Here is a 19,361-nt window from a genome sequence, read left to right on the forward strand (position 1 = left end):
GATAGGAGCAAATTCACATGACACTCAAATTCGGAATATTGGATCAAAGCACTGTATTTCCTGGACAAACGCCTAGGGAAGCATTAGAGAACACTACTAAATTGGCTCAGTTGGCAGAACGTCTCGGCTATGAGCGGTTCTGGGTAGCGGAGCATCACGATACTGAAACGTTCGCGGGCTCTTCACCCGAGGTGTTAATCTCTCATTTGCTCGCACACACCGAGCGTATTCGGATCGGCTCCGGCGGCGTGATGCTACAACATTACAGCCCATACAAAGTGGCTGAAAATTTCAACGTGCTGGCACTGTTGGCACCAGGCCGAGTAGATCTTGGAATCGGCCGCGCACCAGGCGGCCTTCCACGCTCGACCAAGGCGCTGCAAAAGGGGATCACCGAGGCTGACACGCTAGACGTGAAGCTGGCTGAACTGGTGCAATTTTTACACGGTTCTGCGGGCGAGGAACATCCGCTTGCTGGTCTGCAAGCAAGTCCGCTCCCGGACGTTCCAGCCGATGTCCATCTGCTCGGCGCGAGCCTGTCCAGTGCAGAGCTTGCAGCAGAACTTGGATTGCCGTACGTTTACGCACTATTCATCAATAGCGATCCAGAAGTAGCATTAAAAGCGTTCGGGACGTATCGGAGCAAGTTCAACCGGGCAAGGGGAACGGAGCCAAAGACCATTCTGGCGCTATCCGTCATCGTATCAGATACGGAAGAGGAAGCCGCCGAGCTCGCAGGCACGTTAAAGAGCATTCACGTTACGCTGGCAAGCGGCAAAACGGTTAATGTTACATCGCTTGAGCAAGCGGAAGAATTCGCAAAGCAATCGGGTGAGACATATGAGACTGAAGAACGCGACGTCGAAGTTATACAAGGGACGAAAGAAACGGTCCGCAAACGGCTCCTGGAATTAGCTGAGCGGTATGAAACAAATGAGATGATCTTCGCAACAGTTGTGCCTGATTTCGAGAAGCGGGTTCGTTCGTTCACGCTGCTCAAGGAAGCGTTTGAAGATCACACGGTATAACGCAATAGAGAACGAGTACCGTGATCCGGTTTGACTTCGCATCGATAGAGGGGAAATTGCTCGATCTGATCCAAGGAATCGTTGATGTGGGATTGTCAAATGTGATTAGAAAGCAGGTGGCAGGAATGCCGGAAAGCCGTATCGTTATCCGCTCGGGAACGTCATTGGACAGCGAAGCGATCAAGCATGTATTGCTTGACGCTAACGGACATTTAGAGAACACGCTTTCCCGGAAACAGTGGGAAAATTACAAAGCGAATATCGAAGCAGCGGCATCCGGCAAAGGCAACGCAACGAAAGCACGTCTGGTTGCCGAACTGGATGGGGAAATCGTCGGAACCGTTTTCCTGTTCGAATCGTCGGAGCTGGCCTATGGGTATGCGGGTATTCACACACCGATTATCCGCATGCTCGCAGTGGCCAAAAAAGCGCGTGGTCTGGGTGTAGCGACAGAACTCATTCGAGTCGTCGCTGCGCTGGCGCGTGAGAGTGGAGCGGAGTTAGTTCATCTTCATACATCGGATATGATGGAATCGGCCGTTCGTCTGTATGCGCGGCTGGGCTTCGAGCGGGCTTACGATTATGACACGCTCAACGGTGAAGTTCTTGCAATGTGCTATCGACTGCCTCTGAACGAGACGGAGCTGCTGAAATGTATAAATTTTAAATAGGGAGGATCTGCAATGGATATTACTGTAAGTGTTCTGGATAGCAGTCCACGACTCGAGGGAGAAACAACAGAGGAAGCACTTGCTCTCACAGTCAAGTTAGCCCAAAAAGCTGAGCAATTGGGATTTTATCGTTTTTGGGTGGCCGAGCATCACGGTATGGAACATGCAACAGGCTCATCGCCTGAAGTTTTGGTCTCTTATCTTCTGGCCAAAACAAATCGGATTCGAATTGGTGCGGGAGGAGTTATGCTTCAGCACTATAGTCCGTATAAAGTTGCAGAAAATTTTAATGTTTTGGCTGCACTTGCTTCAGGGAGAGTGGATCTTGGGATTGGTCGTGCTCCTGGAGGCCTTCCACATAGTACAAGAGCATTACAGCGAGGGGCTGCAGCAGACCCGCTGGCAATTGAGGAAAAACTCAGCGATCTGAAACATTTAGTACATGACAATCTAGGGGGAAATCACCCACTTGCTGGTCTGAAAGTAATACCAAGTCCAACGGTCGTACCAGATATTTATCTTCTGGGAGCAAGCGTCGGCAGCGCTGAACTGGCTGCAAAGCTGGGCCTGCCTTACGTGTTTTCTTACCTGATCAACAGTAATCATGAAGAAGTCCAGAAGGCTATTCATGTCTATCGCAGCAGCTTTCAATCTGAGCAGGACACAAAACCAGAGATAATTGCTAGCCTGACAGTTGAAATAGCGGAAACTGAGGAGGAAGCCCAGTCGCTCACATCTGAGCAAAAGGCATTCAGAGTTAACCTATCCAGCGGAAAGGCAGCGACACTACTTACACGAGAATCTGCCGAAGAGTTTGGTAACCAAAGTGGCGAAGACTTCACGATTGTTGAGCGTAAATTCGGGATTATTCAAGGGACGAAAGAGTCTGTCAAAGAACAGCTTCTTTCGCTGCAGAAAGAATTTAGTGTAAACGAGTTTATTATATCGAGTAATGCAACTTCGTCCAGTAAACGATTGCGCTGGCTGGAGCTACTAAGTGAGGCTTTGTCAGATAATTGATAAATTAATCAAGTCGAAGTAAATCCAATTCATAATAATTATTTATTAATTAAATTCATAAGATGAATTAGACGCTGACTATCGTCAATGATACAGTTAAGCCCAGATCAAACATTATATATTCCCTAATAGATCTTAAACGATTACAGGAGGCACAGATTCCTTATGACAGCACGTACAAAAAACATATCGATTATGGATGCCACGGGGGTAATCGATGGCGCAACACCGACAGATACGTTTCGGAATTCCGTTGACTTGGCGCAGCATGCAGAGCGTTGGGGATATCGTCGCTACTGGCTTACCGAGCATCACAATATAGCATACATCGCCAGCGCGGCTACTTCGGTCGTAATTGGCCATATAGCCGCTAACACTAGCACCATTCGTGTCGGTTCTGGTGGCATTATGCTGCCGAATCATGCGCCGCTGGCGATAGCCGAACAGTTCGGCACGCTGGAGTCGCTGTTCCCGGGCCGTATTGATCTTGGACTAGGCCGTGCACCCGGCGCCAATCAACCTGCCGCACGTGCACTGCGCCGAGGTGTGACCAGCGACGATTTCCCCGAGCAGTTGAATGAACTCCGTTCCTACATGAATCCAACGCTTGGTGGTGCGGCCCCCGGCGTGAGAGCCATTCCCGGCGAGGGACTGAATATTCCGATTATACTGCTAGGCTCCAGCAACTACGGTGCCAAGCTTGCCGCACAACTCGGATTGCCGTTCTCATTTGGAGGCCATTTCTCCCCCGACTATTTGCTGCCGGCGCTGGAGCTCTATCACCGCAATTTCCGTCCGTCGGCGATATTAGATAAACCTTACGTCATTCTGGCTATTAATGCCGTAGTAGCGCCTACCAATGAAGAGGCGGAATGGTTATTCACGACGGCTGAGCAGGAGTTTCTGAACGTCATGCGTGGTAATCAAGGAATTCTTCTACAACCTCCTACGGATATGGATGTTCTGTGGAATCAACAGGAGAAGGCGGCCATTCGCGGTAGAATGCTTCCCTACGCAGCTATTGGTAGCCCAGATACTGTGCAGCGCAGGCTAAAACGGGTTCTAGAGCAGACGAAAGCAGATGAACTGATGATAAGTGGCATGGTGTATGATCATGATGCCCGACTTCGCTCATTCGAGTTGCTAGCAGACCTATTATAAAACACACCATATAACCGAAAACCACCATCATAATCCGTGGCAGTCATTTGGGCGCACCTTGCTCAAATGGACTGCCTCTTGCTTATGTATCTGTTCAATTTCAACGATAAAAGTTTGAATATCTTAATTCATATTGGAGGTGCTTAGTTGAATATTGAAAACATAGAAGCATTTGTGTATATCAATCACTATGGCAGCTTCAACAAAGCTGCCGAAGCTCTCTTTATCTCTCAGCCTACCGTTACAACCCGTATACAATCGCTAGAGCGGGAGTTAGGTTGCCAGTTGTTCAATCGGATGGGTAAACAAATTACACTCACTGATAAGGGCCGGCAATTTATGCCGTATGCACAGCAACTTGTCGAGACCTATCAAAAAGGGAGACAGCGCCTTGTGTCCAAAAACACGATACCAAAGGAAGTACGCATCGGAAGTACGATTTCGGTTTCCAACTATCGGATGGCTCCCATGCTGGTACATTTGAGCAAACGGTTTCCGCACATCCTGTTCAATTTGACAACAGGGTCGACCCAAGTCCTGATCGACAAGTTAATGGATAAGGAGATCGATTTGGCTTTCGTTCGCAAAGTGGCTATTCCGGCAGTGTATAGCTATCGCTTTCTTGATGATCCGATAAATCTCTATGTATATGCTGACCATCCTCTAACTAAAACTAGACGTGTTTCCATAGAAGATATCAGTCATGAAAGCCTGGTCTTTTTTGAGTGCGGATCACTGGACTGGGAGCGAATTCATCGTGTATTCGACAGTATGGAACATCCCCCAAAAATCAAATTCATGGTTGATAATTCTGAAACCGCCAAGAAGCTGATCTTGAATAAGGCGGGGATTGCTTTCTTGCCCGCTACTTGCGCCGAGAAAGAGGTTAAGGAGAACAAGCTTGTACCCATAGAAATAGTAGAAACCGCAGGCGTCTCCGTACAGACTGATCTCATCTCGTTGGATGGTAACCATTTGAATATCATTGAAGCGTTACTTGAGCTGAATACGAATTGTAATGAGTGATTATTTAGTTTCACACAGCTTTATTCATTTTGGAAGAGAAAGAGCCGATCAGTTAGATGGGCTTTTTTTTATGAAACTCTATCTACAAAAGAATTGTCTTAACTGGAAACGTTTCTTTATATTGTGTTAATCTGTCTAATGGTAAGTTCAATTTAGAGAGAAGGATGTTACTTGAAAAGAAACGTATTATATATTGAAGATAATGAGAAAATAGGCAGCTTTCTAAAAGAAGAATTGGAACAACGGGGATTTTCAGTTCAGTGGTTGCTCTCTGGTGAAGGAGCGGATAAAGAAGTGCATCAGCATGAAATCGTTATTTTGGATATCATGTTACCCGGTTTAGACGGATTTACTATAGGAAAACGATTGAAAAAGTTAGCTCCTGCTGTTCCTATTTTGCTGCTATCTGCTCGAACATCGATAGATGATAAGGTGGATGGTTTACAGTTTGCTGATGACTATTTAACGAAACCATTCCATACGGATGAATTAGTTGCAAGATTAGAAGTGTTAATCCGGCGAAGTGGTGGAACACATTCCGAACGTATTTCATTAGGAAATCATATTGAGGTAGATCCAGAAGTCCAAATGGTATTTGACAAAAGCACAGGAGAAGAAATTATATTGACCGGGAAACAACATCAAATTTTAATGTACTTCATACGTCACCCTAATCGAGTTTTACCAAAAGAACAAATTTATGAAGCGATTTGGGAAGAAGCTTATCTAACGGGTGATAAAACATTAATGGTACATATCCATCGACTGCGTCAAAAGCTGGAACGTCATCCCGGTTCTCCAGAGATTATTGAAACGTTGAAGGGAATAGGCTATCGGGTGAAACTATGAGACAGACTAGATCATTATTTGGTCGTTTTCTAAAAGGACATTTTCTATTTATCTTCTTTCCTCCAATTGTGCTTCTCTTCTTCTCTACGTTCATTGGGTTTTCTATCAATGGAGAAGAGCTGAATAGGTTTAATCAATTTAAAGTTGTACTACTTCTGTTTGGTTTTATTATTGTCTTTATTGTTGTCGCTTTTGTTATAATATCTTGGATTTTCTTCTTGAGACTTCGCAAACGTCTCACCCGCTTACAGGAGGTCATGTCATTTTCAGCTAATCATAACTCATTTCCTATACCCATATCTATTCAAAGTGATCGTATGGATGAAATAGACCAGTTAGGAAGTTCATTTAATTGGATGATTCAGCAGCTTGAAGACAGTCGCAAGCGTGAATATGAAGAGGAATTGTTACGCCATCGACTCATTGCGAATTTATCTCACGACTTACGAACGCCACTTACCATTTTGCGAGGACATATCACCAGATTAAATAAAGAATCAATGAGTCTAGAAGGACAAAATTCATTAACAGAGATGAATCATACAATTACAAGAGTCGGAGATCTCATGGATGATTTACTTTCCTATACATTGCTTACATCAGGGAAACATCCTTTTGGACCCACTTCAACAGATATCGGTCGTTTAGTAAGAGCATCTGTTGCTGCGTGGTATCCTGTTTTTGAAGAAAAAGAAATTCAGATTCATGTTGATTTACCTACAGATGAGACTTTTTATTGGGAAGCAGATCCTAAATGGATAACACGGGTTCTGGATAATTTATTTCAGAATGTTGTTCGTCATGCAGCAGAGGGGAAATATGCCAACATTGTGGTTGATGTAGAAAAAGAACAGATCATAATTGCAGACAGAGGTCCAGGTATGGATAACTCTTCCTATGAGCGTGGGGCAGGAATTGGTTTATCCACTTTAAATTATATGTTGAAAAAAATGAAGCTGAAAGCTGACTTTACATCAAATGAACATGGCACAAGAGTAGTTATTGGTAGGGCTTAACCTAAAGTTAACCTAGAAGTAAACCTGATGATAACTGAGATGTAACTTTGCTTCTTTATAATTAGAACCATAACCGAAAGGATGTGTTATGGTTGCTTACAATTAATAACTTAGTCAAACATCGTGGAACTGGGGAAATCTTATCAGGTATCAGCTTTAAAGCTAGACCAGGTAGAGTAACTGGGTTTTTAGGTCCAAATGGAGCGGGTAAAAGTTCTACACTTCGTATCCTGCTTGGGTTAGATCGTGCCACCTCAGGGAGTGCACTGATTAATGGAAAGCCATTCGCAGAATTACATAATCCTCTGGCAATAGTAGGTGCTGCACTTGATGGATTTGGAGCTCATCGTATGCGAACAGGACGGGCACACTTGCGTTGGATTGCTCGTGCTGCAGGATTGTCTAACTCACGTGTCGAGGAGGTTCTGGAAATAGTAGGTCTTACTAATGCAGCTGGTAAAAGAGTTGGGAAGTATTCCCTTGGTATGGGTAGAAGACTTGGAATGGCAGCTGCACTACTTGGTGATCCCAAAATATTGGTTTTAGATGAACCTGTAAACGGGCTCGACCCAGAAGGAATTCGGTGGATTCGGACGTTTTTACGTGAACGTGCTGAGTCTGGAAACACGGTGTTATTATCCAGTCATCTATTGGGAGAGCTTGCAGAGATCGTTGACGATGTGGTGATTATTAATCATGGAGAAATCGTTGCAGATGGAACCTTGGAAGAAGTAATAGGTAACCATTCCACGCTAGAGGAAGCCTTTTTTGCCCTGACATCTGAAAATGCAGGTGATGTTGTATGAGAGCATTCAACGCGGAACTATCTAAATTGTTCTCCCTGCCGGGCATTTGTCTTGCCTTTCTTATTGGAGCATTTGCCCCAGCGGTTATTGCTGCCTTGGACAGTATAGCACAAAAAGAGGAGATTATTGCTGGAGTTAGCACACGGCTATCGGAAGTTGGCTATATTGGACTCGCTCTTGGTGTACAAGGGGTCATTATACTTGGTGTGATTGCTGTCAGCAGCGAGTATTTGACAGAGAGCAGTGAATCTGGTGGAGGAGGGCAGATTACAACAAGTTTAACTGCTGTTTCATCCCGACTTCATTTTTTGCTGGCAAAAGCAGGCGCTGTGACAGTGGTCAGCATACTGCTTTGTATTGTTGCTATTATGACAACTGTGTCAGCAACACATCTTATTCTTGGTGAATATGCCCCTGCATATGAATGGTCTAGACTTATCGGTGCAGTTTGTTACTGGACATTCACTGCTCTTTTAGCACTTGGGATTACTTTACTAACTAAGAATGGCATCATCCCGCTAACTGTGCTTATGATAAATTCATCCCTCGTATCATTTAGCGTCCTGCTTTATAAGGTTACAAAGTTGGCGTTTTACTTACCAGATAGGGCTGGCGCTGAAATGTTTATGTTTACGAGCGACACCCTGTTTACAGGCAGTTTATTTGACAGATTTCACACTCCGTACACAGGCGGTTTAATCATGTTTGCCTGGGTCGTCGTTATTTTCATTGTTGCAGCTATTGTGTTCCATAGGAGGGACGTTGCATCATGAGTGTCTCATCCAGTAGAAAAATAACACAAATCCTTGGTGCTGAACTGGATAAATTAATTACATTACCATTGATATGGCTCACTCTTATGGGGACATTCATTCTTAATTTAGTGTTAGCCGTAGCTTTTACTTCTGCTGGTCTACAAGAGGCTGCAGGAACGCAAAGTGTACTGAATGTAGGACTCGCTTCTATGGAATATCTTCAGGCAGGGTTCATTATTCTTGGTATCTTAACTACTTGTTCGGAGTATATTGGTGGACAGATTCGAACTACTTTAATTACGATACCTTGGCGTGGGATTCAATTATCCACGAAGCATTTGGCAGTGCTAATGGTAACCATTCCTGCGGCGTTTATAATTACTGCATCAGGCGTACTCTTTACTTTTATTATGATGAGAGACACAGCAGAAGTGATTGATTTAAACACAATATTTAAAGCATTGGTAGGTGCAACAGGCTATCTAACATTAACCACACTTCTCAGTGCAGCTATAGGTGGTTTAGTAAGACGAACTACTCCTGCTTTAGTGGTACTACTTGGTTATTATTTCATTGTCAGTCCATTGACGAGAGTTTTTCTACCTAGTATTAAAAAGTTTTTAAATTATTTTCCGGATACGGCAGGATATTATATGTATATGCCGCTTTCCTCAGATGAAATAAATGTCCTTACACCAATGCAAGGGACGGGTATTTCAATGTTATGGACACTGAGCTTTATTACAGCAGCTATTGTATTTTATCGGAAAAGAGATGCCTAAGTTTTCAGCCAGTATTTATGAGCATACGATCGCAATCACGTCAGACAGACCGCTGATTTTAACAGCTCAGCAATAATAGATACGAACGGACGGGACTGCGTCATTTCAGGAAAAAGATCCTGCGGACCAATTTTTTGAATCCATTATTGTTTTGGAGAACTACGAGAACTCAAATACACACTTTGATTTTACTGTATATACATCGTTGGAGAGCTTCGGTATCACCATTACGTACAACGAGGGATTTCTGCAGGACACCCCTGTTGAGAGCTATGTTGAATAGTTTATCAACAGTATTAATCTTCTCCGTGAAGCTTCAGGAATGGAGGGATTTAAGCGGCGGTGAATTCAGCTTGCATTTGTTTCAAGGAAATCATTTCTTCCTGAAAAATCGGCCATGAAAATATACGCGGGATCACACAGGAAACTCAAGAGAGGACTGAAATCCCTACTCGTCCGTCCGCCAAGATAAAACAAGCTGCCCCGATATCACGGAAGCAGCTTGTTTTTCCCTCAACCCTTATGTAAAATGCTCATCTGCTAAACAAATGCTTGTCTGATCTCCAGACGGCAGCTTATAGCTTTATTGCGTAAGCTGCTGATAGGCGCTCTCAGACAAATAGTTCTCCATGAAGCTTACATCACGGTTTTGAAGTTGGATCACTTCTCTGATTACTTTGATACGTTCTGGTTTGGCCAGTTCATAATTGGAATGCAACTGGACTTCCAACGGGGCTACGGGGATCGACATTCCTAAATAATCCTCAACTCGTCTCATTTTCCACACCTTGGAACTCAGTTCCAGATATTCATCCGAAGCGGTGTTCGCAATTTCAATGATAACCCCATCAATATTCAGTCGTAAAAACGACCATTTATTCTCTCCTTCGTTCATTGAGTAGGTCGGTGCATCCGTTGTGGATAGCCAATGCTTATTAAATATAGGAGACGGGTTTGTTTCTGGTAGGTAGTCTGTAAACAATTGGGCAATTCGCTCTACATCAGCACTTTGTTTGAGCAGGATATCCAGGCCATTCGGCTGTATATCTTCACAACCCTGGATCTTGGAAGCTACGGAGCCAACCACAATCCAATCCATATCCGTATGAATAGAAACACGGTCATATACAAGCTTTAAAATCCCATCAATTTTTGTCACAAATTCGATCTCCTATCATATTAAGTTATTAATACCTATATAATACAGTAGCATAAATTATGAGGTATTTCGATAGGAATAAAGTCATCCCTATCTCCCAATACAGCGGTCAGGTTGGAGAAGGCGTTGGGTGCTGATCGGAAAAGGCGAGTGACTACTAACAGTGCGAGCAGTTATGCTTGAGAGGGAGTTTGACGCTAAAGATAAGACCCTTAACCGGATGAACTACAGCTACTTACAGGGCAAAAGGTGGGTGTCGATACTTCCTCATTGTTCCCTGTGCACGGCTTGGTTGATGGTAAATCAGAAGGTGGATCTCTTGACGACAAATGTCGAGAGACAAGAACTTGTTCCATTTCCGAGTAGATGGATATCTAAACTTCAAGCAAGGAAGGGCGAAACGTTCTTCCTTTTCTCGCATGTAAGCTTTAGATGACAGTGTTGTAGGTGTAACGTAGATCTGCATCTGAGATGGATTGTTCGCATTGAATATGATCGCGTCCAAGCGAGCAGCTTCATCAGTTCTGTCCCCGAACCTGCTTCGGCTTGAAGAGAGGAACGGGATATCATTTACATAATCATCTGCAACAAGTATATGACACTTTTCTCGATGTACTCTCCTTCTTCATCTCTAATTTTCACGATAATCAGTAAGCTACCAATCGTGTATTGACACAAATTTATCCTAATGATAGGATGAATATATTCTAAAGTTAGGATAAATAATATTAGGATATCTAGAATTATGGTAAATTAGTTTTGATTATTACTAAGACAAAGGAAATATTAATAAAGGCAAGTAAAATATTAACTTGCTTACACACAAGGAGTTGTTAATTTATGACAAACACCTATTCAGAAAAACAAAACACAGTCGCGATTACCGGCGCGGGAAGTGGTTTGGGACGAGATATGGCCCTTGGTTTTGCCAAGAAGGGCTATCAAGTCTTTGGTACGGCACTCTTACAGGCAGAAGTTTTGGATTTGGAGCAAGCATCTGAAGGCAAAGTATCTCTTAGTGTCTGCGATATTACAGACAAAGAGGGAGTGGCCGCTTGGGTACATCAGGTATCCGATATTGTCGGCAATAGAGGATTGGATATTCTTATCAGTAACGCAGGCATACTAACTCCTGGACCACTTGAAGTGTTATCTATAGAAGCGATTAGACGTGAGTTCGAAGTTAACGTCTTTGGTGGTTTGTCTGTAATTAATGAATTCCTCCCATTATTAAGAAATGCTCGTGGACGTATCGTTCAAATTGGTGCGATGACAGGTCGTTTCCCACTTCCATTTAACGGGCCTTCGAGTGCTTCAAAGGCAACTCTTGAGGCATTTGCAGATGTTTACCGTACTGAATTGAAACCCTTTGGTGTGGAGTTCATAATGATTCAAGCAGGAAACATGGTGACAGGGGGACCCGAAAAAACAGCCAGAGCACTTAAAAAAGTGGCAGAATCAATGACTGAAGAACAACGTGAGCTCTATGGAAAATCTTTCGAGGATTTTACCCATGCTCTTAACACAATGCAAGGAAATGGGCTCGCGTCTTTAAAGGCTGCTGAGCGTATAATTCAGGTTTCCGAACAAACGCCTGCCCCAATACGAGTCGAATTGGGTGAGGATGCAGCAGAGATTCTAAGACTTGTTCGTGAAAAATCTGATGAAGAATTAGATTCACTTCGAATCAAAATTAGCGGTCTTAATTACTAATAAAAAATAAATTTTAGGAGTTGTAAACATGACAAGCTTAACAAAAACCAGCCTTGATGGCTTTCATGCAACAACAACAGCGCAAAATGCGGATCAACTTGTACGCAATTTTTTCAAAGCAGTTAATGAACAAAACTATGATGAATTCAATACTATTTTAGCACGTAACTTTTTGTCATATTCACTCGAAGGAATGACAAGTCTTACATCAACAAAGGAATATTACTCTAAACTTCACGAAACTTTTTCAAATCTAAAATTTCAAGTACATGAGAATATTGGAGTATTAGTTGAAAATGATTTAGTTGCTGTACGTACAATTGTAACTGGTACTCATACAGGAACTTATGAAGGTGTAGAAGGAACTGGGAAGGATATTCAAACCTCAGTATCTCACTTCTTCCGTTTCCGTGACGAACGGCTAGTTGAACAATGGCATTTAATGGACACTTATCGTATTCTCGTTACAATAGGTAAAATTCCAGGGGTAGCTGCAGGATTCCAACAAATGTTAGGAGTCCCAGAATCGCCAAATGGTATTTTCCAAGAAAGATTAGGGACAGATTTCGGAGCGACTCGTAGTGGCCGTCCAGCAACCCGCGAAGAATCACGTGCAATTGGTCGTCGTCTATATGACGGTGTTATTACTACAGGAAACGCCAAAGATGTAGATGCGTTAGCTGAAGGATACATGCAAAATACAGGATGGACACCTGATGGACGAGATATTTTTGGCCATGGATGGGCGGTTGGAAGAAGTGCAATGCCTGATGGACGTGCAATTCATACTCACGTTGTAGCTGAAAATGATCGTGTCGCTTCTTTAAGTGTCTGGGATGGTACAATGACTGCGAGTGGACAACCTGTTGATTTCATGACAGTTGACTTCCTGCGAATTGAAGATGGTCTTGCGGCCGAACATTGGGATACTGTTGACTACGTACGTTTGTATCAAGCGTTTGGCATGCTGCCAAAAAATATTTAACCAAGATTGAATGGTCATCTGATACGAATAAATAAAAGAATATCGAATATTGCTATATGACATGTGGTTAATCCTTAAATATAAGAAAAATCCTAATGTTAGGATATATTCAAATCATAGAAAGGAGCATTAGTTATGATTTCGAGTTTAAAAAGAATTAATGAACTGGCTGCAAAAGCACGCAATGAAGGCTTAACAATTGAAGAAACGAAAGAAAGAGCACATTTAAGGCAAGAATACTTGCGTGAAATTCGCGGACAACTATTGACGACTATGACCAGTTTAACGCTTGTAAATGAGTCAGGAGAAGACATCACGCCGACAAAGTTAATCGTCGAAAAAACAAAAAAATATAGAAGTACATTTCCATTTTAAGCTGTTAATAATAAAAACGTCTGATTAGATTGATTGGGAATAAATCATATTTCAAGGGAGGTTTTTAAATGAAAAAACATCGAATTTATCCTGAAAAAGGAATGGAAATTGGCTTATATTCAATCGGGGATCATTTAAGAAACCCGTTAACTGGTCAACGGGTTTCTGCCCAGCAGCGGATTCAAGAAATAATTGAAACAGCGAAGCTGGCAGAAGAGGCAGGTCTTGATGTATTTGCGGTAGGGGAAAGTCACCAACCTCTATTTGCGACAAAAGCACATACTGTTATTCTTGGTGCGATTGCACAGGAGACAAAAAACATTAAAATTGCTAGCTCTGCAACGGTACTTAGTACATCGGATCCAGTCCGTGTTTATGAAGACTTTGCAACGCTAGATTTAATTTCAAATGGACGTGCAGAGATTGTGGCAGGACGAGGCTCCCGACTAGGTGCATACGAATTACTTGGTTTTAATATACAGGATTATGAAGAACTTTTTGAAGAGAAACTTGAACTGCTTCTGAAAATTAACGAAGAAGAACGAATTACTTGGAATGGACAGTTCCGAACACCATTAAATAATGCAGAAATATTACCACAGCCACTTAATGGTTCAATGCCTATTTGGCGTGCAGTAGGGGGACCGGCGGCTAGTGCCATTAAGGCTGGTTACGCAGGGGTACCGATGATGCTAACTACACTTGGGGGGCCATCCAGAGCTTTTAAGCCAGCAGTAGATGGTTTTCGTGAAGCAGCCGGACAGGCAGGTTTTGATCCTGCAACATTACCAATAGCAACAACAAGCTTAATGTATGTAGCAGATGACAGTCAAACCGCGTTACGCGAATATTATCCACATCTAAATAGTGCAACAATTCAATTAAAGGGTGGAGGCTATCCTACACAACAATTTGCTGCAGCAATAGATCATCGGGATGCGTTGATGGTGGGATCTCCACAACAAATTATTGAAAAGATTTTATATCAATACGAAATGTATGGACACCAACGTTTCTTAGGTGAAATCGATGCAGGCGGTGTTACCATGGATCAAATGAGGAAAAATATTGAGCTCATTGCAACAGAAATTATGCCAGCCGTAAAAAAATATACAGCGAAGTCATAATAGGAGGTATACAAATGAATATTGAAATTATCAAACCACAAGATCAAGCTAAAGGAGAGTTTGACGGAGGGAAAATAAAAGAGCAAAAACCGATTGGCTTTTCTGGAGAAGGATCTATAATTGATCGGCTAGGTTCATTATTTTACTGGGCTTGGGCGAACTCGAATGAACCTGCAGAAATTGGCTTTCACCCACATCAAGGTTTTGAAATAATCACTTATGTGATTGAAGGTAAAGCTTATCATCGTGATACACTTGGAACGGAAAGTATTGTAGAAAAGGGTGGAGCCCAGCTAATGCAAACTGGCTCTGGGGTTCAACATGCTGAATCATTAAAAGAACCATCTGAAATTTTTCAAATTTGGTTTGAGCCACATTTAAGCCAGGCAATAAAACGTACACCTATCTATTCTCAATACCGTTCTGACGAATTTTCTGTAATCGATAAAGAAGGAATAACGATTAAGACAATACTTGGTCACGATTCACCAATGAAAATTGCAACTGATGCAAAGATGTGGGAAATCAGTATACCTACTGGTAAGGTATTTACCCATAATCTTTTAGAGAATCGAATATTAGCTGGATTAGCTATTAGAGGCGATGGAGCTGCTTCATTAGATGCAAAAGCACCCACTCGATTTGAACATAAAGATTTCATTATTGTTCAATCAGGACAGGCTGGAGAAATAGCAATTCAAGCTTTAGAAAAAGATCTGACCATCTTTTTAATTGAAGTACCGACTGAAGTAGAGTATCCTTTATACAGAAAATAACGCAATCCTAGTGGGATATTTTGTTTTAAATAGGAGGATTTAGTTTCATGTATCAGGAAGATGAACAAAGTCAGATTGATTTAAGACTTTTCCGAGTCTGGTTAAAGGCGAGCAAAACTATTTTTGATAATGTCGTAAAAAAAATAGAAAGTTACGGAATTAGTCCAGAGAATTTCATGGTTCTGGAACTTCTTTATAATAAGGGACCTCACACAATCCAAATAATTAGTGAAGTATTGTCTATTCCTAGTGGGAGCATCACTTACGTTGTAGATAAGCTTGAAAAGAAGGAATTCGTAAAAAGGGAGCCAAGTCCAACAGATCGTCGAGTTTCAAAAGTAGTTCTAACAGACAAAGGTAATGATTTATTTCAAGAGATCTTTCCTCAACAAGTTGAAGTGATTTCTAAAAATTTATCTTTTATTAGTAATGAGGAAAAGATTCAATTAACGGAACTTCTCAAAAGGCTTGGACTTGGTGCTAGAAGTTTACGTTAATAAAATTTCTTATGAAAATAAAATGATCAGTGAATATATCGATCAGTATGTTTCCAAGTTGAAAATATAATGTAAAAAGGCACACAAAAACATCATCGAATAAACCGATGGTGTTTTTCTTTTTTTGCGTACCAATCGGGAATGGGATAAAGTTCTTGTCGTCTATGACATCAAGTTCTTGTTGTCAACAACTGTAAGAAGACAAGAACCTGATCCGATTACCGATTTGATATTCGTCTAAATAGTAAAGTAGTTCAAATTTGAGTACTAAGACGTTTGGATCTCTATCAAAGAGTTTTCATGAGAATCTGGAATTCAGACTTGTTTTGTACGTTTGCCATGATGTTAGAGAACAGACAGTCGTTTACAGATTGGGAAAATCCGCAGATCACGAGCATTAACAAGGAACCTCCACATGCAAATATGCGGATTTACTCATCGGAGGCGAATGCTCTTACGCAGCAAGAAGGATTGATAGTATCCCCTTTGAGTAGATTAAAACGCGATCTTCATTCCCGGCCCCCTTAATCTTCGTGCAGATATTTATGTCGAAGAAAAAGGGGGATTTGTGTGGGTTGAACGAAATTGTGTAATGCTTTGACTTTTACTTATAACGATTATGTAATTTCTCTTGATGAGATTTAAAAATATCCTCAATACCAATGTCGTACTTGTTGGCAATTACTATGACGTTCCCAAGTACATCACCAAGTTCTTCGATTAACTCCTGCTTATTTTCAGCGTATGTCCCGACGGATTCATCTGGACGATCTCGACCAATTTCTAACGCTCTAATAGCACGTGCTACTTCTCCCGTTTCCTCCGCTAAAAAACCAATGCGAATGAAAATATCGAGTTCTGACCACCCCCGTGCTTCATAATAATCCTTTACCCATTTTTGAAATGCATTTACGTCCAAGTTAAGTACCCCCTATTTTTATTAAACGGAATTTAACTATGATTATATAATAATCTTCAGAATGAGGATAATTTTATGAATCAAATAGCTATTTTTTGTGAATCTAACCCAGGAAGTAACCAATGATGATTACTATAGCGATTAGTATGAAAGTGCTCGATGCCCTTGGAGGATAAGGATTTAGGACTTGTATAATATTCAAACTTTATTGCAATCATAGTATCAGTTCTAATCTCAATGACTTGAATTAGACGATATGAAAAGATAAACTGAAACACATATTGCTCACCTTTTACTGATATTACAAATTAAACGATGCTAATTATGCTAACGATACATACAAGGGGTTTTCTATACTTTGGAAAAGGGAGAGTGCTCGATGAATATCTTATTGGCCGAGGATGATCCACGCTTTGGGCGTCTTTTTACTCATTTGTTAAAAAATAAAGGGAAATATAAAGTGGATTGGGTTACAAATGGCGAGGACGCTTATAATTATGCGCTTGCTACTCACTATGATATTCTAATTCTGGATTGGATGATGCCAGTAGAAGATGGCGTACAAGTATGCCGGCGTTTACGGAAAGAAGGATATAATGGAGCCATTCTGCTTTTGACAGCAAAGGATTCTGTGCTAGATCGAGTGGAGGGATTAGATGCAGGGGCTGATGATTATTTGATAAAACCCTTTGAGTTTGATGAGCTCAATGCCCGATTACGTGCTCTTTCACGCCGGAATTTCGCTCCCCTGCTGGAAGAGATTATCCATATTGATAACATTACTATCAATCGTACAAGCCGTACAGTGCATAGAAAAGGACAAGAAGAAATTCAACTAACACAACGGGAGTTTCAATTATTAGATTTACTAATGCAAAATAAAGGGAAAGTCTTAACCCGCGAAGTCATACTGGATAGAATTTGGGGATATGATACTGAAGTCACAAGCAATCCAATTGATGCCACAATTAAATTATTAAGGAAAAAAATTGATACTGTAGGTGAAAATACACTGATTCAAAATATACGCGGGGTGGGTTTCAGATTTGATTAAGTTCGTGTTTGAGCGAATGCACAAGCGTCGGCAAAGCGAAGATATGTTTGTGAAAATGCGTAATCGATTAACCATTATGTATAGCGGGATGCTTGTGCTCTTTCTTCTAGTATTCATTATTATTGTTTATTCTTCACTTTTTTGGATGGTCTCTTATCAGCAGAAAAAAGAGGTTAATACTCTGGCAGATCAAAAATTACTTGAAAGCCAAAATCTTTTAAAAAGTGATATGAACGGGAATGATTCGAATGTCGATGGCATAAAGAAAATAACTCTTAATAATAATTACTTCTTTTATTATGTTTACAATCAGCAGGGTGAACTTATCGCTGCAAATGAGACTATACCAGACTTACGTCAATCCCTATTACAAATGCTCAAGGATTGGAGTGTCAAATATACAGACGTAAATAGTAAAACTGAAAACCTAACTTATTCAGAAAATGGGAATGAGTTTTGGAGGCAAAAAGATTCTAAGGATGGTAATCTCGATAATCGGGGATGGGAAAAGGATCTTCAAAATAATTGGGATAAGGATACTACCTTAACCGTTTCTTCTGGTAAAAAAATTCACATGGCCATAATGGCGCGGATCATTTATGATGGGGACCAGCGAATTGGGAAGATGTACCTTGGACAAGATACTACTTATTATTGGACTATAATAAACTGGATGCTTACGATTTTTATCGGACTAGCCATTTTATTCTTTATTATCTCTTTCTTAGTAGGTTCTTCTATGTCCAAACGGGCCATGGTCCCTATTATTAAATCATATACTCAGCAACGGCATTTTGTTGCAGATGCTTCACATGAGCTCCGAACTCCACTTAGCATACTTAATTCATCTATAGATGTTCTTGAACTTGAGGAAGGCGAAAATATTTCGGAATTTTCCCGGAATGTTCTAATGGATATGAAAGATGAAGTGAAAAGGATGGCAACTCTTGTTAATGATTTATTGTCTTTAGCTAGATCCGATGCAGGGTTAACTAATATTTCTTTTGAGACATTTGATTTTATACCCATTGTAGAACAGCTTGACCGTTCGATTCAGCCTTTGGCTGTCTCACGACATATTAAGCTGAATCTGCATACTCCTGCCGATCTTTTGGTCTCTGGAGATAAAGAAAGACTAAAGCAGCTGCTGTATATTTTACTTGATAATGCCATCAAATACACGCCTCAGCATGGAACGGTCAATCTCTTTCTTTCAATGGTTGTTAATGATGATGATGAAAGCTTACTTATTCAAGTGCAAGATACTGGCATTGGAATACAACCGGCAGATCAGAAAAAGATATTTGATCGTTTCTATCGAGTTGATAAAAATCGTACAAAAAAAATTGAAGGAACTGGAATTGGTTTAGCTATCGCAAAGTGGATTGTAGAAGAACACAAGGGTACCATACAATTATCAAGTCATTTAGGGGAGGGGAGCGTTTTTACGGTAAAAATCCCACAGATCAGCCGAAAATAACAACATGCAAAAAGCATAACCCTATTCATTTACGAATAGGGTTATGCTTTTTTTTGCGTATATACAAAATTCGGAATATGCATTTTTCATTAACTTTTCATTCTTTTACTATATTATTACCTCAGATCGAAGCACTAATTCTCAGTTTACTAAACTTGAAAG

At 41.2% G+C, this 19,361-nt stretch carries 20 protein-coding genes; 18 read left to right on the plus strand and 2 right to left on the minus strand.

Annotated elements, in window-relative coordinates; translation table 11 throughout:
* Nucleotides 1-17: 17 nt before the first annotated feature.
* The 10 genes from AC3Y23_RS10080 to AC3Y23_RS10125 all read left to right on the plus strand — a co-directional run bounded on the left by AC3Y23_RS10080 (nucleotide 18) and on the right by AC3Y23_RS10125 (nucleotide 9,114).
* A complete protein-coding gene (locus AC3Y23_RS10080; protein ID WP_379198241.1) occupies nucleotides 18-1,028 on the plus strand; it encodes an LLM class flavin-dependent oxidoreductase in 1,011 nt (336 codons plus the stop codon).
* A gap of 20 nt (nucleotides 1,029-1,048) precedes the next feature.
* Nucleotides 1,049-1,699 (plus strand): GNAT family N-acetyltransferase, encoded by a 651-nt coding sequence (locus AC3Y23_RS10085; RefSeq protein WP_379198243.1) that lies wholly within the window; start codon nucleotides 1,049-1,051, stop codon nucleotides 1,697-1,699.
* A gap of 12 nt (nucleotides 1,700-1,711) precedes the next feature.
* The gene (locus AC3Y23_RS10090) at nucleotides 1,712-2,719 is read left to right on the plus strand and encodes an LLM class flavin-dependent oxidoreductase (protein ID WP_379198245.1); all 1,008 of its coding nucleotides are present in this window, start codon (nucleotides 1,712-1,714) and stop codon (nucleotides 2,717-2,719) included.
* Between the two features lie 165 nt (nucleotides 2,720-2,884).
* Nucleotides 2,885-3,880, plus strand: coding sequence for an LLM class flavin-dependent oxidoreductase (locus AC3Y23_RS10095; RefSeq protein ID WP_379198247.1), 996 nt, complete (start codon nucleotides 2,885-2,887; stop codon nucleotides 3,878-3,880).
* Between the two features lie 147 nt (nucleotides 3,881-4,027).
* Entirely contained in the window at nucleotides 4,028-4,906 is an 879-nt protein-coding gene (locus AC3Y23_RS10100) for a LysR family transcriptional regulator (RefSeq protein ID WP_379198249.1), read from the plus strand.
* A 171-nt stretch (nucleotides 4,907-5,077) separates the two neighbouring features.
* A complete protein-coding gene (locus tag AC3Y23_RS10105; protein WP_379198251.1) occupies nucleotides 5,078-5,755 on the plus strand; it encodes a response regulator transcription factor in 678 nt (225 codons plus the stop codon).
* Entirely contained in the window at nucleotides 5,752-6,771 is a 1,020-nt protein-coding gene (locus AC3Y23_RS10110) for a sensor histidine kinase (protein WP_379198253.1), read from the plus strand. The genes AC3Y23_RS10105 and AC3Y23_RS10110 overlap by 4 nt, the downstream gene beginning before the upstream one ends.
* A gap of 83 nt (nucleotides 6,772-6,854) precedes the next feature.
* Entirely contained in the window at nucleotides 6,855-7,577 is a 723-nt protein-coding gene (locus AC3Y23_RS10115; RefSeq protein ID WP_483874847.1) for an ABC transporter ATP-binding protein, read from the plus strand.
* Nucleotides 7,574-8,350, plus strand: a complete 777-nt coding sequence (locus tag AC3Y23_RS10120; protein ID WP_379198257.1) for an ABC transporter permease — start codon at nucleotides 7,574-7,576, stop codon at nucleotides 8,348-8,350. The genes AC3Y23_RS10115 and AC3Y23_RS10120 overlap by 4 nt, the downstream gene beginning before the upstream one ends.
* Nucleotides 8,347-9,114 carry an ABC transporter permease gene (locus AC3Y23_RS10125; protein ID WP_379198258.1) on the plus strand — a complete coding sequence of 256 codons (768 nt, stop codon included), beginning with the start codon at nucleotides 8,347-8,349 and terminating at the stop codon, nucleotides 9,112-9,114. The genes AC3Y23_RS10120 and AC3Y23_RS10125 overlap by 4 nt, the downstream gene beginning before the upstream one ends.
* 583 nt (nucleotides 9,115-9,697) lie before the next feature.
* Here AC3Y23_RS10125 and AC3Y23_RS10130 read toward each other — a convergent pair.
* Nucleotides 9,698-10,273 (minus strand): hypothetical protein, encoded by a 576-nt coding sequence (locus AC3Y23_RS10130; protein ID WP_379198260.1) that lies wholly within the window; start codon nucleotides 10,271-10,273, stop codon nucleotides 9,698-9,700.
* Between the two features lie 840 nt (nucleotides 10,274-11,113).
* Between AC3Y23_RS10130 and AC3Y23_RS10135 the strand changes: the two genes are divergently transcribed.
* The 6 genes from AC3Y23_RS10135 (at nucleotide 11,114) to AC3Y23_RS10160 (ending at nucleotide 15,746) form a co-directional block, all read left to right on the plus strand.
* Complete coding sequence (locus AC3Y23_RS10135; protein WP_379198262.1) at nucleotides 11,114-11,986, plus strand: SDR family NAD(P)-dependent oxidoreductase; 873 nt, start codon at nucleotides 11,114-11,116, stop codon at nucleotides 11,984-11,986.
* Between the two features lie 28 nt (nucleotides 11,987-12,014).
* On the plus strand, nucleotides 12,015-12,971 hold the full coding sequence (locus AC3Y23_RS10140; RefSeq protein WP_379198264.1) for an ester cyclase: 957 nt from the start codon (nucleotides 12,015-12,017) through the stop codon (nucleotides 12,969-12,971).
* A gap of 135 nt (nucleotides 12,972-13,106) precedes the next feature.
* Nucleotides 13,107-13,346, plus strand: a complete 240-nt coding sequence (locus AC3Y23_RS10145; protein ID WP_379198266.1) for a DUF896 domain-containing protein — start codon at nucleotides 13,107-13,109, stop codon at nucleotides 13,344-13,346.
* A gap of 68 nt (nucleotides 13,347-13,414) precedes the next feature.
* Nucleotides 13,415-14,473 (plus strand): LLM class flavin-dependent oxidoreductase, encoded by a 1,059-nt coding sequence (locus tag AC3Y23_RS10150; RefSeq protein WP_379198268.1) that lies wholly within the window; start codon nucleotides 13,415-13,417, stop codon nucleotides 14,471-14,473.
* A 14-nt stretch (nucleotides 14,474-14,487) separates the two neighbouring features.
* The gene (locus tag AC3Y23_RS10155; protein ID WP_379198270.1) at nucleotides 14,488-15,249 is read left to right on the plus strand and encodes a pirin family protein; all 762 of its coding nucleotides are present in this window, start codon (nucleotides 14,488-14,490) and stop codon (nucleotides 15,247-15,249) included.
* A 47-nt stretch (nucleotides 15,250-15,296) separates the two neighbouring features.
* Nucleotides 15,297-15,746 carry a MarR family winged helix-turn-helix transcriptional regulator gene (locus tag AC3Y23_RS10160; protein WP_379198272.1) on the plus strand — a complete coding sequence of 150 codons (450 nt, stop codon included), beginning with the start codon at nucleotides 15,297-15,299 and terminating at the stop codon, nucleotides 15,744-15,746.
* 604 nt (nucleotides 15,747-16,350) lie between these two features.
* Here AC3Y23_RS10160 and AC3Y23_RS10165 read toward each other — a convergent pair.
* The gene (locus AC3Y23_RS10165; protein ID WP_379198274.1) at nucleotides 16,351-16,665 is read right to left on the minus strand and encodes a MazG nucleotide pyrophosphohydrolase domain-containing protein; all 315 of its coding nucleotides are present in this window, start codon (nucleotides 16,663-16,665) and stop codon (nucleotides 16,351-16,353) included.
* 379 nt (nucleotides 16,666-17,044) lie between these two features.
* Here AC3Y23_RS10165 and AC3Y23_RS10170 point away from each other — a divergent pair, with 379 nt between their 5' ends.
* A complete protein-coding gene (locus tag AC3Y23_RS10170; protein WP_379198276.1) occupies nucleotides 17,045-17,719 on the plus strand; it encodes a response regulator transcription factor in 675 nt (224 codons plus the stop codon).
* Nucleotides 17,712-19,199 carry a sensor histidine kinase gene (locus AC3Y23_RS10175; RefSeq protein WP_379198278.1) on the plus strand — a complete coding sequence of 496 codons (1,488 nt, stop codon included), beginning with the start codon at nucleotides 17,712-17,714 and terminating at the stop codon, nucleotides 19,197-19,199. Before AC3Y23_RS10170 ends, AC3Y23_RS10175 begins: the two co-directional genes overlap by 8 nt.
* The last annotated feature ends 162 nt before the right edge of the window (nucleotides 19,200-19,361 follow it).

The organism is Paenibacillus sp. MAHUQ-45 (genome assembly GCF_058133325.1).

Excerpts from the sequence above, each read along its gene's own strand:
- AC3Y23_RS10080 (WP_379198241.1), top strand. The coding sequence starts at position 18 with ATGACACTCAAATTCGGAATATTGGATCAAAGCACTGTATTTCCTGGA.
- AC3Y23_RS10090 (WP_379198245.1), top strand. The coding sequence starts at position 1,712 with ATGGATATTACTGTAAGTGTTCTGGATAGCAGTCCACGACTCGAGGGA.
- AC3Y23_RS10095 (WP_379198247.1), top strand. The coding sequence starts at position 2,885 with ATGACAGCACGTACAAAAAACATATCGATTATGGATGCCACGGGGGTA.
- AC3Y23_RS10110 (WP_379198253.1), top strand. The coding sequence starts at position 5,752 with ATGAGACAGACTAGATCATTATTTGGTCGTTTTCTAAAAGGACATTTT.
- AC3Y23_RS10120 (WP_379198257.1), top strand. The coding sequence starts at position 7,574 with ATGAGAGCATTCAACGCGGAACTATCTAAATTGTTCTCCCTGCCGGGC.
- AC3Y23_RS10125 (WP_379198258.1), top strand. The coding sequence starts at position 8,347 with ATGAGTGTCTCATCCAGTAGAAAAATAACACAAATCCTTGGTGCTGAA.
- AC3Y23_RS10135 (WP_379198262.1), top strand. The coding sequence starts at position 11,114 with ATGACAAACACCTATTCAGAAAAACAAAACACAGTCGCGATTACCGGC.
- AC3Y23_RS10140 (WP_379198264.1), top strand. The coding sequence starts at position 12,015 with ATGACAAGCTTAACAAAAACCAGCCTTGATGGCTTTCATGCAACAACA.
- AC3Y23_RS10145 (WP_379198266.1), top strand. The coding sequence starts at position 13,107 with ATGATTTCGAGTTTAAAAAGAATTAATGAACTGGCTGCAAAAGCACGC.
- AC3Y23_RS10150 (WP_379198268.1), top strand. The coding sequence starts at position 13,415 with ATGAAAAAACATCGAATTTATCCTGAAAAAGGAATGGAAATTGGCTTA.
- AC3Y23_RS10155 (WP_379198270.1), top strand. The coding sequence starts at position 14,488 with ATGAATATTGAAATTATCAAACCACAAGATCAAGCTAAAGGAGAGTTT.
- AC3Y23_RS10160 (WP_379198272.1), top strand. The coding sequence starts at position 15,297 with ATGTATCAGGAAGATGAACAAAGTCAGATTGATTTAAGACTTTTCCGA.
- AC3Y23_RS10170 (WP_379198276.1), top strand. The coding sequence starts at position 17,045 with ATGAATATCTTATTGGCCGAGGATGATCCACGCTTTGGGCGTCTTTTT.